Consider the following 12,490-nt stretch of genomic DNA (forward strand, 5'->3'; position numbering starts at 1 on the left):
GGGGCAGCCCCTTCGCCGTGGTCACAGGACGACGCTGCTGGTCCGCTCGATGACGGGCGGGACCGGAAGAAGGGCGAGTACGTCCTCCGGCACGTCGGGCGCGTCCGGTGCCATGTGGAGGGAGACCGTACGCAGTCCGGGAAAGAGCGTGGACAGCCTGGCCAGGTCCTCGTTCCCGGTGAACTTGTTCAGGCGCAACCGGGTGACATGGGGCAGAACGGGGCCGTCCTCCCACCCTGTGGCCCGCCAGTCGAGCCGCAGGTGCTCCAGCGCGGGCATGGCGGTGATCTCCTCGAAGTCCCGCCCGGTGAGCTTGCGGGGAAGCGAGGCGAGACTCAGCGTCCGCACGGTGTGCAGGTGCCGCAGGCCGCGCAGTCCGGTGACCTGGAGGGCGTTCTTGGTGAACCGCAGGTATGTCAGGGGCAGCCCGCCGGGCAGTGCCTCGTCCAGGGACTCGCCGTGCAGGCGGATCCCGATGTCGAGGGAGTCCAGGGTGGCCGACGCGCCGAGCGGGGCCAGGGCGCCGGGGCGTTCCAGGCCGGGCATGCCGTCAAGCGACAGCCAGGTGAGGGGCAGCGCGGCGAGCGGCGTCAGGTCGGTCAGCCGCGATCTGAAGCCGCTGATGTCCAGATAGGTGAGCCTGCCCTGGTCCGACAGGACGCGCAGGTCCTCCAGGGCGCGGTTGTCACGTACGACGAGTTTGCCGAGTTGGTCGGGCAGGAGCCCCGCATGGATGTCGGCGGCGGCGATGTCGCCGACGAGCTGAAGCCACGGCCGCCCGCCCAGCGCCCGCAGGGCACGGAGCTCCGCCGCCGAGTGCGCCGTGAAGTAGAGGTCCTCGGGAGGCAGATGCGCGATCACCTCCTCGGCGTACCGCTCGGTGTCGAACCGGTGCCAGGTCCACGTCAGCTGTGCCCGTACCGGCAGGGCGTGATGGGAGCGGAAGCGGGCCAGTAGGGGCACGGCGGCGTCCGTGCCGATCAGGGAGGCGGTGGCGACGACCGCCCGGGCTTCGGCGTCCGTGAGTCCCTCCGGGCCGGGCAGCAGCTCCAGGACGAGGGGGCCGACCTCGGCGAGGGCCCGGGCCTCGTCCGTGGTCCGCGGCGGAATCAGCCCGGCCGCCGCCCGCTCGACGCCCGCCCGGACCCCGGGGTCGAGTTCGGTCGCGTGCTCCAGACCGGCGAAGGCGAGCAGCCGGATGCGGGCGCTCTCGGCGGGTGAGGACCTGGCGGCCCGGGACTCCAGGGCCCTGAGGATCTCGGCGCGTTCTTGGGGGCGGGCGTGTGCGATGGCCATGCGGACGACGTCCGACCACTGCTCGTCGGCGGCGTTCGACGTCAGCAGTCCGAAGTCGCCGCTCTCGACCGCGGCCTTGGCGCCCAGATAGTCCTGGAAGGTGCGGTGCACGAACTCGACGGTGCCCGCGGCGGGCTCGCGCAGCACCCCGCTGCGGACGAGGAGATGGCGCAGGATCGTGGGCGCGTCGCCCTGCGCGGCGGCCGCCGGAACGGACGGCAGGGCATCGGCGATGATCCGTTCGGCGCGCTCGCGGTCCATCTCCGACAGGTAGTTGCGGATCAGCCAGTAGGCGAGCCGCTGCAGCAGCTGGATCTGCGGGGGTTCCGTCAGGTGGATCCCGTCCTGCGGCTCGTACATGTCGCGCTCCCGGTCCCGGCGCGAGAGGAGCATGGACAGGGCCGCCTCGTACAACCCCTGCCTCTCCTGCGGCAGATACCCCCGCCGGTCCCGGTGCAGGGCGCAGATCAGCCCGCACATCAGGGGGTTGGTGGCGAGGCGGCCGAGGTCCGGCTTGGTGGCCACGGCGTCCAGGAGCGAGCGTTCGTAGTCGTCGAGGCGCTCGGTGTCCGGTGCGTCGACGCGGGCGGCGGTGTGCCAGCGGCGGATGAACGCGGTGACGTCGTCGCGGTTCATGGGGGCGAGAGCGAGTTCGGCGAACCCGTCCGGGGCGAGCCAGTCCGCGCGCACGGCGGAGGGGCGGGAGGTCACCAGCCACTGGTTGCCGGGGTAGACGTCGAGCAGGTCGCGCAGCCAGCGCCGGGTGCGTTCCCGTTCGCGCTCGGGTATCTCGTCGATGCCGTCGACGAGGAGGAGCCCACGGCCGGGGGTGAGGACGCGGTCGGCCCAGCCGGGCGGCTGGGTGGCGTGGAACGGGACGCGTACGGCGTCGAGGAAGCCGTCGGGTGCCGGGAGGCCGCCGGGACGGCGTACCAGCGTGCGCAGGGGCAGGACGAATGGGATCCGGTCGCCGCGCCGCCCGCGGGCCGCCGTCACGGCGAGCCACTGCACCAGCGTGGTCTTGCCGGAGCCGGCGACCCCGCGCAGCAGGACCCGGTCGTGGCCGGCGAGGGCCTGGTCGGCGGGGAGCGCGGTGGCGGCGGTGGCGATTCCCGCGGTGCTCTCCTCGTCGGGGCGCAGCGCCTGCAGGCTGAGGTAGGCGGCGTCGAGGGGCCAGCGGTCCGGGGAGTCGACGAGGTCGATGCCGTAGATGGTCAGGTGCCGGTACCTGGTGGTGACGTAGGCGAGATAGCGCTGCTCGAAGGCGGGGTCGGTGCCTCCGGCCGGCGGGGTCCGGGCGATCAACTCGTCGACCCTGGCGATGAGTTCGGCCTGTCGGCGGGTCTGTTCGACGAGGGTGCGGGGGACAAAGGCGGAGCGCTGGGTGAAGAAGTGCAGGATGTGCAGGCAGGCGATGCCGAGGATGCGCTCGTGGAACAGGGCGGCGTCCGGGGAGAGATGGCGGCCGGGGTCTCCGCTCGCGGCCCGCAGTCGCCGGGCGAGGGCCTCGTGGCCCAGCTGCACGGCCTGCACATCGGTCATGTCGAGGTCACCCAGGGCGCGCAGGGTGGTGGCGAGGGCGAGGACGACCGCGGGCGTCTCGTCCTCGGGCAGCGGGCGTTCGCCGTCCCCGGCGACGGCCCGTTTGACCAGTCCGGCAGCGAGCTTCGTGAGTTCCTTCTCGGTCAGGGCGTGCTTCTCGCCCCGGAAGGAGACGAACTCCGAGATGCGCACCGGCTTCTCGACGAGCCCGGCACCGGGCCCGTCCGTGACGAAGAGCCGCCTCACGAGCGGAGTGGCCACGCTGGAGGCCACCTTGACGCCTATGACCGCTGGATCCATGTCGCTCCCCCGAGGGCATGGTGGGTGTTTCAGCCGGTGTTTGTGTCTCGCTCAGCCTATGGTCACGCGTTCGCCGCCGGTGACGGGCCCGCGTGCGCCTGGGTGACCAGGTCGATCGCGACCTCCAGGACCGCCTTGCGCTTGTCCTCGGGGTCGCCCTCGACGTCCTGGAGGGCGAACATCCCGGCGTGCATGGTGAACAGCGCGCTGACGCAGCGGACCTGGTCGGTGAGGGACGCGTCCGGGTCCCTGATGATGTCGCGCATCTGAAGCATGCGGTCCTTGAACCTGTTGCCGATGCTCAGTTCGCGGATCGTCGCCTGGTTCTCCTGCATGAAGCGGAACAGCGGGGCCGCGCCGGTCAGCGCGTCGCCGTAGCGGCGCAGCACCTCGCGCTTGGTGTCGCGGGTGCGCGGCTGGGCCTTGCCCCACTCGATCAGCTCGTCGATCGGACGGGACAGGTCCTCGAAGATGCTGACCAGGATCTCTTCCTTGGTCTTGAAGTGGTAGTAGAGGGCGGCCTTGGTGACGTCCAGGCGCTCGGCGATCTCGCGCAGCGAGGTCTTCTCGTAGCCCTGCTCGGCGAAGAGGGCGAGTGCCACGTCCTGGATGCGCTGGCGGGTGTTTCCGCGTCGCTGCCGCTTGGTGCCGTCCATGGCGGTCCCGCTCATCCTCGTACTCCTCGCACTCCCGGAAAACCTGTCTGCCGGCCGACCGGCGAGCCCGCGAAACTTACTTGACGACCGGCTAGTTACGGGGCTACTTTCCCCAGTGTAGTCAACTAGCCGGGCGGCAGGTAAGTGGCCGGGGCGGCGCGCAGTACCTAGGGGAGTGGGAGCATGGCGGACGGTACGGCACCAGCGGGGAGCGGGAAACAGCCACGGAGCGTGCGGGTCGTCCTGCTCGCGCTCATGATCGCGATGCTGCTCGCGATGCTCGACAACATGATCGTCGGCACCGCGATGCCGACGATCGTCGGCGAGCTCGGAGGCCTCCAGCACCTGTCGTGGGTGGTGACCGCGTACACCCTCGCGACCGCGGCATCCACCCCGCTGTGGGGCAAGCTCGGCGACATGTACGGCCGCAAGGGCGCCTTCATGACCTCGATAGCGATCTTCCTGATCGGATCGGCGCTCAGCGGCATGGCCCAGAACATGGGGGAGCTCATCGGCTTCCGCGCCATCCAGGGTCTCGGCGCCGGCGGCCTGATGGTCGGCGTCATGGCCATCATCGGCGATCTGATCCCGCCGCGGGAGCGCGGCAAGTACCAGGGCATGATGGCCGCCGTCATGGCGCTCGCGATGATCGGCGGCCCGTTGGTCGGCGGCACCATCACCGACCACTGGGGCTGGCGCTGGGCGTTCTACATCAACCTGCCGCTCGGCATAGTCGCCCTGCTCGCCATCAGCGCCGTACTGCACCTGCCGAAGAAGCGCTCCGAGACCCGGATCGACTATCTCGGCGCCGGCCTGCTGACCGTCGGCATCACCTCGATCGTGCTGGTCACCACCTGGGGCGGGACCGAGTACCCCTGGACCTCGGCACGGATCATGGAGCTGATCGGGATCGGGGCCGCCGCGCTCGTCGGGTTCGTGTTCTGGCAGACCAGGGCCGCCGAGCCGGTCGTGCCGCTGCACATCTTCCGCAGCCGCAACTTCTCGCTGATGTCGGCGATCGGCTTCATCACCGGGTTCGTGATGTTCGGCGCGGTGCTGTTCCTGCCGCTGTACCAGCAGTCGGTGCAGGGCGCCTCGGCGACCAACTCCGGGCTGCTGCTCCTGCCGATGCTCGGCGCGATGCTCGTCGTGTCGATGATCGCGGGCCGGGTCACCACCAACAGCGGCCGGTACAAGGTCTTCCCGCTGGTCGGAACCGTGCTGATGATCGTGGGCCTGTTCCTGCTCGCGCAGATGGACACGGGGACGAGCCGGCTCACCTCGGGTGTGTACATGGCCGTCCTGGGCGCCGGCATGGGCTGCCTGATGCAGATCACCATGCTGGTGGCGCAGAACAGCGTCGAGATGCAGGAAATGGGTGTCGCCTCGTCGACCGCGACCCTCGCCCGGACCCTCGGCTCGTCCTTCGGCGTCGCGATCATGGGAGCCCTGTTCAACGACCGGGTGCAGCACGTGATGGCCCAGCGGGCGGGCGTCCTCGGCTCGAAGATCACCGAGCAGTCCGCACAACTGGACGCGAAGAGCCTGCAGAAGCTGCCGGCGGCGGCCCGGGAGGCGTACCAGTACGCGGTCTCGGCGGGCACGCACGCTGCCTTCCTGCTGGGCTCGGGGGTGGCCGTGGCGGCGCTGCTGGCCGCGGTGTTCGTGAAGGAGGTCCCGCTGCGTGGGGCGGGGCCGCAGAAGCAGGCCGGGGACGCGGCTGGGGACGCCGCGGACGCGCAGCCGACGGTTGCAGAGGCCGCCTGACGCGCACGACCCCGGCCCAAAGAAGGCCCCCGGAGTGTCCGCCCCGGGGGCCTTCGCATGTCCGCGCACGTCCACGACGGGGCGCGGTCGTTTGCCGCGGTGCGATGTCAGTGGCCTGTGCCAGCATCCGGGCGTGGACAGGACGCGGCAACTGCGGCTGGCGAAGGACGCGATGGACCGGGACTGGGCGGACCCGGGACTCGATCTCGACGCCGTGGCCGCGCACGCCGGATACTCCCGCTTCCACTTCATACGGGCCTTCAAGGCGGCGTACGGCGAGACGCCCGGCCAGTATCTGACACACCGGCGGATCGAGCGGGCCGAGGACCTCCTGCGGACCGCGAACCTCTCCGTGACCGAGATCTGCCACCTCGTGGGCTTCAGCAGCCTCGGTACCTTCTCGGCGCGCTTCAAGTCCTGGACCAAGCTCACCCCGACCGCGTACAGGGCCCGGCATGTGGGCCGCGGCTCCGCTCTCATCCCCGGGTGCTACGCGATGCTCTGGGCGGGCGGGTTCCGGCCCGGCGCGGACCGGGGGCGACAGAGCAATTCCAGAGAAGCGCGCTGACGCTCCCGCTGCCTGCCGTGGCAGCGCACGCGTCACCCCGCACATTCGGGAGAAACGCCATGATCAAGGGGCTCGCCATCACGACCGTCTGGGTCCTCGACCAGGACCGGGCCAAGGACTTCTACACGCAGAAGCTGGGCCTGGAGGTCCGCACCGACATGACCATGGGGGAGGGCGGCATGCGCTGGCTCACGGTCGGCGTCCCGGACCAGCCCGATGTCGAGCTGACACTCATGGTGCCCGGCCCGCCCGCGATGGACCCCGAGTCCGCCGGGATGATGAAGACGCTCGTGGCCAAGAGGATCCTCGGCGCCGGCGTGCTGGTCACCGACGACGTCCACGGGGACCGCAAGAGGCTCAGGGACCGCGGCGTGGAGTTCCTCCAGGAGCCGCAGGAGCGCCCCTACGGCACCGAGGCGCTCTTCCGCGACGACTCCGGCAACTGGTTCTCCTTCACCCAGCGGCGGGAGGGCGGCCTGGACCCGGACAAGGACTGGGCCTGAGCACCCCGCTGGACGTCCGGTACGCCACCTGAGGGTGCGATGGGGCTGCCCCTGCCCGAACGCGGTTGAGAGCTTGGGGGGAGGCCGGTCGCGCGGATGCCCGCGCCCCTTCGGGGCGCTGCTCCACGCCCCGCCGCGGGTCAGCCGCCCGACAGCGGCAGCATCGGGAAGCTCCCCGTGTTCGTCGGTGCGTGCTCCGGAAGCCACAGCACGGCGACCGCACCCTCGGCCGGCACGTGCTCCGGTGCCCCGGCCGACCGCACATTGCGGAACGTCAGCCGCGCGCCCAGCACCCGGGCCTGGCCGGCCGCGATGGTCAGGCCCAGGCCGTGGCCGTGACCCGAGCGGTCCGAGCTGCCGGTGCGGAAGCGGCTCGGGCCGTCGGCCAGCAACTCCTCGGGGAAACCGGGGCCGTGGTCCCGTACCCGGATCACCCGGCCCTCGACGGACACCTCGATCGGCGGCTTGCCGTGCCGTGCCGCGTTCGCCAGCAGGTTGAACAGCACCCGCTCCAGGCGGCGCGGGTCCGTGGTGACCTCCGATTCGTGGATCACCCGGACCTCGACGTCCGCGTCCTTCGCGGCCACCCGCCGGGTGACGAACTCACCGAGCAGGATGTCCTGAAGCTCCGCCCGTTCGGAGGCGCTGTCCAGGCGGGCCACCTCCAGGACGTCCTCCACCAGCGTGCGCATGGCCTTCGCACGGTCCAGCACCAGTTCGGTGGGGCGGCCCGGCGGCAGCAGTTCCGCCGCCGTGAGCAGGCCCGTGACCGGGGTTCGCAGCTCGTGCGCGATGTCCGCCGTCACCCGGCGCTCCGCCTCCAGGCGCTGCTGCAGCGCGTCCGCCATCGCGTCCACCGCGCGCGCCAGGTCGTCGGTCTCGTCGCGCACGAGGCCGCCGATCGAGTCCCGTACGCGGACGTCGGCCTCGCCCTTCGCGACCCGGTTCGCCGCGGCCGCGGCCTTGCGCAGCCGCCGCGACAACTGCCCGCCGATCAGCACGCCGAGCGCCGAGCCGCCGAGCACGACCGCGATCGAACCGATGACCAGCGCCTGGTCGAGGTCCTTCATCACATCCGCGCTGCGGTCCGTGAAACGGGTGTGCAGGGACAGCACCCTGCCGTCCTTGAGCGGTACGGCCGCCCAGATGTCCGGCACCCCCTGCGCGCCCTCGGACACGAAGGTGGCACGCCGGCCGTCCATGACCTTCTGCAGCAGGTCACGCGGGATGGCCGGGTCGTCGACCTTCACCCCGAGGGTCTGGGTGCGCCCGGACTCGTACATCCGCTGGGCCACCTGGAGGCGCTCGATGGCGAGGTCGCGCGAATTGTCGAGCATCGACACACGGGCCGCGTTGTGCACGACCAGGCTCAGCGCTATCGCGACCAGCGCGCCGACCAGGGCGATCGCCGCGCTGAGCTTCCACCGCAGGCCCGTCCGTATGGCGTCGTCCGGGACCAGGCGTTTGAGAATCCCCCGCATGCGCCTGCTCAGGCCTTCAACTTGTAGCCGAAGCCGCGGACCGTCTCGATCCGGTCCTGGCCGATCTTCGTGCGCAGCCGCTGCACATGGACGTCGACGACGCGGGTGTCACCGCCCCAGCCGTAGTCCCACACGCGTTCCAGCAGCTTGTCACGGGACAGTACCGTGCCCGGGGCCGACGAGAACTCCAGCAGCAGCCGCATCTCGGTCGGTGTGAGCGCCACCGGCTGCCCCGATCGCCGTACCTCCATGCCCTCGGTGTCCACCTCCAGCTCGCCGAAGGTGAGCACGCCGCCGTCCACCGGGGACGCGTTCCGGGCGGCCCGGTCGCCGCTGCCCGCGTGGCCGAAGCGGCGCAGCACCGCACGGATGCGTGCGACCAGCACGGCACCGTCGAACGGCTTGGTCACATAGTCGTCGGCGCCCGCCTCCAGGCCGAGCACCACGTCGATCGAGTCGGCGCGCGCGGACAGCATGATCACGGGAACGGTCGACTCGTCCCGGATACGGCGGCACAGGCTCACCCCGTCCAGGCCGGGCACCATCACGTCCAGTAGGGCGATGTCGGGGCGGTCGGCACGGAAAGCCTCCAGGCCCGACAGCCCGTCGGGCCGGGCGGTGACCGCGAAGCCGTTCCGCTCCAGCGCGAGCTGGGTGGCCTCGCGGATGACGTCGTCGTCCTCGACGAACAGGACGTGGGTCTGCTCTGCCATCCGCCGTTCTCAGTCCCTGCTCGGGGCGGTTGTGCCGCCGTTGCCCACCGTGTTGCTGTACTCGTTGCGCGTTCGGGGGGAGACCTCCGTGAAGTGGCCCGTCCGCCAGCCGTAGGTGATCACTTCCTCGACGGAGGGATACGACAGCGGGTCGCCCTTCTCGTACAACTGCTGGGTCACCACCAGATCACCGCGGTCTATCTCCGCGTAGACCGGCGGCAACTCGGCCTTGAACACATTCTGGTATCTGTGGTCCTTCATCCGGTACACGTACGCCCCCACACCGACCGCGTCGCTGCAGGTCATCACGTTCACCAGGATGTCGTTCACGGAGCCGCCGGTCAGGTCGCCGTAGGACACGTCGACCGGGTACTCGTCGGCCACGCACGGCTTCAGGTCCGCCTTGACCGCGCGCGAGACCGCGGGATCGGCCTTGACGAGTTTGATCACGTCCAGCCGCGTGGGTTCCTTGGTGGTGGGGGAGGGGGAGGGTGAGGCGGCGACCACCGGGTCGCTGCCCGCGGGACCCTCGTCCCGCGCACCCGTGCCGCCGGTGGCGCAGGCGGACAGCAGAAGGCCGAGAGCGGCGATCGCGGCCACCGCCGCCACCGCCGCCTTGGGGGCTCCCCCGGGCCGTATGGTCCCCGTGCCTAGGCCGCGCAACGCTCCCGCTCCTCACGCTCCAGCGCGCGTGCGTCCAGGTCGCGCGCCTTCAGCTCCTCCCGGAGCCGGGCGAGCGCCCGGTGCAGCGTGCTCTTGACCGTTCCGGCCGACATGCCGAGGGCGGCGGCCGTCTCCTCCGTGGACATCTGCTCCCAGTGTCGCAGCACGACGACACTGCGCTGTTTCGGAGCGAGAACCTTCAGGACGTCCATCAGCAGCGCGCGGTCGGCGTGCTGCTCGGCCGAGTCCTCGACGGAGGCGTCGGGCAGTTGCTCGGTGGGGACTTCCTCCAGTTTGCGGGCCCGCCACCACTCGGTGCGGGTGTTGATCATCACGCGGCGCAGATAGGCGTCCGCCAGGCGCTTGTCCGCGATGCCGTCCCAGCGGCCGTACGTGCGCACCAGCGCGGTCTGCAGCAGATCCTGTGCGTCGGTCGGGTCGGGGACCAGCCGGCGCGCGCTGCGCAGCAGCGCGTCCTGCCGGGTGCGGACGTACTCCTCGAATTCGAGCACCTCGCCGTGCGCCATTCCAACCGCCTCCGTTCCCCGTTTCCCGACCTGTGTGCCGACCGCGGTCAACAGCCGGGCGCCGGTTCGCCGAACCGTGTGTCAGCTCGTGTGCCGCGCCGTCCGCGGCATGCACATGAAGCTACGGGCGGGTTGTCACGGCGTTGTCCGAGGCAGCCTGCGGACAGCGCTCGGCTGTCCGTCGGTTGTGTAACGGATGTAGGAACGGGGTAAGGGCAAGCGGGATTTCGTGGGGGTCAAGGGTGATTTGTCGGCTGGGTGGCTGTGTAACGCCATGATGTGACACGGCGGAGTCTGTGGTTCGCCCTGCCGCGGGCTGTGCGCCGTCTGTGCGTGGGGCGTGCGCGGACGGCCCGGGCGCTGCGGTCGGCGTCGCGCCCGGGCCGTCCGGCGTCAGGTGAGAGGAAGGCGGTAGAGGCCGCCCGGGAGGGGTTCCACCAGGCCGTCGGAGACGAGCCCGTCGAGGGCGCGGGCCCGCTGTACCGGCTCGTCCCACACCCGGTCGAGGACCGTCTGGGGGACCGGGCCCACGGCCTCCCGCAGCACCGCCAGGAGCCGGCCGCGCACCTGACGGTCCGTTCCCGCGTACGTCTGGCCCCGGCGGGGCGGGCCGTCGTGCCGCGGCTTCCCGGCGAGCTGCCAGGCGCACTGCGCGGCGATCGGGCAGCGGTGGCAGCTCTCGTTCTTCGCGGTGCAGATCAGCGCGCCCAGCTCCATGGAGGCGGCGGCCCAGCGGGAGGCCGTGCGCTCGTCCTCGGGCAGCAGCGCGCGGGCCAGCTTGCGCTCGGCGGCGGTGGTGGCGTTGGGCGGGTACTGCAGCCCGGTGACCGCACGGGCGAGGACCCGGCGCACATTGGTGTCGAGGACCGCGTGCCGCTGCCCGTACGCGAAGGACGCGACGGCCGCGGCCGTGTACTCGCCGATGCCCGGCAGGGCGAGCAACTGGGCGTGATCGGTGGGTACGTCCCCGCCGTGCCGCTCCGTTATGGCGACCGCGGCGCCGTGCAGGCGCAGTGCGCGGCGCGGATAGCCCAGGCGGCCCCAGGCGCGGACCGCCTCGCCGGGGGGTTCCTTGGCGAGGTCGGCGGGGCGCGGCCAGCGGGCCAGCCACTGCTCGTAGACGGGCAGAACGCGGTTGACCGGCGTCTGCTGCAGCATGAACTCACTGACCATCACGCCCCAGGGGCCGGCCTCGGGACGCCGCCAGGGCAGATCGCGGGCGTGCTCGTCGAACCAGGTGATGACCGGGGCGTGCAGGGCCCTGCCCGGGTCCCGGCCGGCGGGGGCGTCGGCCTGGGCGGGGGTGCGGGCGGTCGTGGGAGTGGGTGCGGGTGCGGGTGCGGTGGGGGTGATGGGTGCAGTCATGACGATCCCGATCCTGCCACGTGAGGGGTGGGCGGGTGGGGGATCGGCTCGGGGCGCGGTGCTTGTGTCGGTGGGCCGTCGCCTCCGGTGGGGCGCGGCTGGAGGCCCCTCGGCCCACCGCGGGCGGCGGCGGGCGCGGCCCACGCGGGATGATGATCCGGAAAAGTTGGGGGCGGGGGTGGCGGGTGGGGCGAGGCGGCTCCCCGATCTCTCGTACAGTTTGCGCCGTGGGATCTCTGCGCAATCCGGTCGGGCCGCTTCCCTCCTCCATCTACTGGCGACGGAGGGCCGTGCTGCTGTCCGTCGTCGTCGTGTCGGCGCTCTTCGCCGTGTGGATGGTCACCTCTTCGGGGGGCGGCGGGAAGAGCAAGGCGAGCGGTTCCGACGGGAAGCACCCCACTTCGTCGATCACTCCGGGGCCGTCCGGTACGGGGCCCGCGATAAGCCAACACCCGGGCGGGCGCGATGAGTCGGGCGGCGGAGACGGTTCGGGGTCGTCCGGCGCGCCGGGGTCCGACGGCTCGGGCGGGGCGGACAGCGGCTCGGACGGGGCGGACAGCGGCTCCGGCGGGGCGGACAGCGGCTCGGGCGGTGACGGCGGCAGCGGGGGCACCGGCGGCGGTCGGCAACTGCCCGCCGGGTCAGGATCCTCGCTGCCCAACTGCACATCAGGCGCTGTGCAGTTGATACTGCAGAGCGTCCGCAACACCTACGCGCCCGGACAAACCCCCACTGTCCAGCTGGTCGCGAAGAACGCGTCCGGCAGTGACTGCAAGGTCGATCTCGGCCCGAAGAAAGCCGTGGTGACGATCACTCAGACCGGCGGCGACAGCCCCTTCTGGTCCTCCGCCGACTGCCCGAGCGGTGCGGGGAGCGTGCTGTTCCTCGTGCCCGCGAACGACCGTGCCACATACACGGTGACGTGGGACCGCAGGCCGAGCGCCCCGAACTGCGCGACGCCTCCGGCGGTTTCGGCGTCGGCGGGCACGTACCTGGTGGAGGCGAAGGCCCCCGGTTTCCCGAAGGCCCAGACCTCGTTCGTGCTGTCGAAGGACTAGGTCCTGTCTGGAGTTCGGATCAGGAGTTTGGTAGATCGCCTGCGCGCGGGG

Annotated in this window: 11 protein-coding genes; 4 read left to right on the plus strand and 7 right to left on the minus strand. The window is 71.5% G+C overall.

Annotated features, from left to right (window positions below; translation table 11 throughout):
- Positions 1-21: 21 nt before the first annotated feature.
- Both ACFSL4_RS25575 and ACFSL4_RS25580 read right to left on the minus strand, forming a co-directional pair.
- The gene (locus tag ACFSL4_RS25575; protein WP_381087421.1) at positions 22-3,138 is read right to left on the minus strand and encodes an NACHT domain-containing protein; all 3,117 of its coding nucleotides are present in this window, start codon (positions 3,136-3,138) and stop codon (positions 22-24) included.
- Between the two features lie 62 nt (positions 3,139-3,200).
- Entirely contained in the window at positions 3,201-3,794 is a 594-nt protein-coding gene (locus tag ACFSL4_RS25580; protein ID WP_381087456.1) for a TetR/AcrR family transcriptional regulator, read from the minus strand.
- Between the two features lie 183 nt (positions 3,795-3,977).
- Here ACFSL4_RS25580 and ACFSL4_RS25585 point away from each other — a divergent pair, with 183 nt between their 5' ends.
- The 3 genes from ACFSL4_RS25585 to ACFSL4_RS25595 all read left to right on the plus strand — a co-directional run bounded on the left by ACFSL4_RS25585 (position 3,978) and on the right by ACFSL4_RS25595 (position 6,632).
- Complete coding sequence (locus ACFSL4_RS25585) at positions 3,978-5,561, plus strand: MDR family MFS transporter (protein WP_381087424.1); 1,584 nt, start codon at positions 3,978-3,980, stop codon at positions 5,559-5,561.
- A 133-nt stretch (positions 5,562-5,694) separates the two neighbouring features.
- Positions 5,695-6,129: a helix-turn-helix transcriptional regulator gene (locus ACFSL4_RS25590; RefSeq protein WP_381087426.1), complete on the plus strand. Its 435-nt coding sequence runs from the start codon at positions 5,695-5,697 to the stop codon at positions 6,127-6,129.
- 59 nt (positions 6,130-6,188) lie between these two features.
- Positions 6,189-6,632, plus strand: a complete 444-nt coding sequence (locus ACFSL4_RS25595; protein WP_381087429.1) for a VOC family protein — start codon at positions 6,189-6,191, stop codon at positions 6,630-6,632.
- 140 nt (positions 6,633-6,772) lie between these two features.
- On the opposite strand, the gene cseC is transcribed toward ACFSL4_RS25595, so the two are convergent.
- The 5 genes from cseC to ACFSL4_RS25620 all read right to left on the minus strand — a co-directional run bounded on the left by cseC (position 6,773) and on the right by ACFSL4_RS25620 (position 11,381).
- Entirely contained in the window at positions 6,773-8,113 is a 1,341-nt protein-coding gene (cseC, locus tag ACFSL4_RS25600; protein WP_381087432.1) for a two-component system sensor histidine kinase CseC, read from the minus strand.
- A gap of 8 nt (positions 8,114-8,121) precedes the next feature.
- Positions 8,122-8,826, minus strand: coding sequence for a two-component system response regulator CseB (gene cseB, locus ACFSL4_RS25605; protein ID WP_381087435.1), 705 nt, complete (start codon positions 8,824-8,826; stop codon positions 8,122-8,124).
- A gap of 9 nt (positions 8,827-8,835) precedes the next feature.
- Positions 8,836-9,489 carry a hypothetical protein gene (locus ACFSL4_RS25610; RefSeq protein ID WP_381087438.1) on the minus strand — a complete coding sequence of 218 codons (654 nt, stop codon included), beginning with the start codon at positions 9,487-9,489 and terminating at the stop codon, positions 8,836-8,838.
- Entirely contained in the window at positions 9,477-10,016 is a 540-nt protein-coding gene (locus ACFSL4_RS25615) for a SigE family RNA polymerase sigma factor (RefSeq protein WP_381087441.1), read from the minus strand. The genes ACFSL4_RS25610 and ACFSL4_RS25615 overlap by 13 nt, the downstream gene beginning before the upstream one ends.
- Positions 10,017-10,409: 393 nt before the next feature.
- Positions 10,410-11,381: an HhH-GPD family protein gene (locus ACFSL4_RS25620; RefSeq protein ID WP_381087443.1), complete on the minus strand. Its 972-nt coding sequence runs from the start codon at positions 11,379-11,381 to the stop codon at positions 10,410-10,412.
- Between the two features lie 227 nt (positions 11,382-11,608).
- Between ACFSL4_RS25620 and ACFSL4_RS25625 the strand changes: the two genes are divergently transcribed.
- A complete protein-coding gene (locus tag ACFSL4_RS25625) occupies positions 11,609-12,439 on the plus strand; it encodes a hypothetical protein (protein ID WP_381087446.1) in 831 nt (276 codons plus the stop codon).
- Positions 12,440-12,490: the final 51 nt, after the last annotated feature.

The sequence above is a fragment of the Streptomyces caeni genome (assembly GCF_042678285.1).
GTDB classification, from domain to species: Bacteria; Actinomycetota; Actinomycetes; order Streptomycetales; family Streptomycetaceae; genus Streptomyces; species Streptomyces caeni.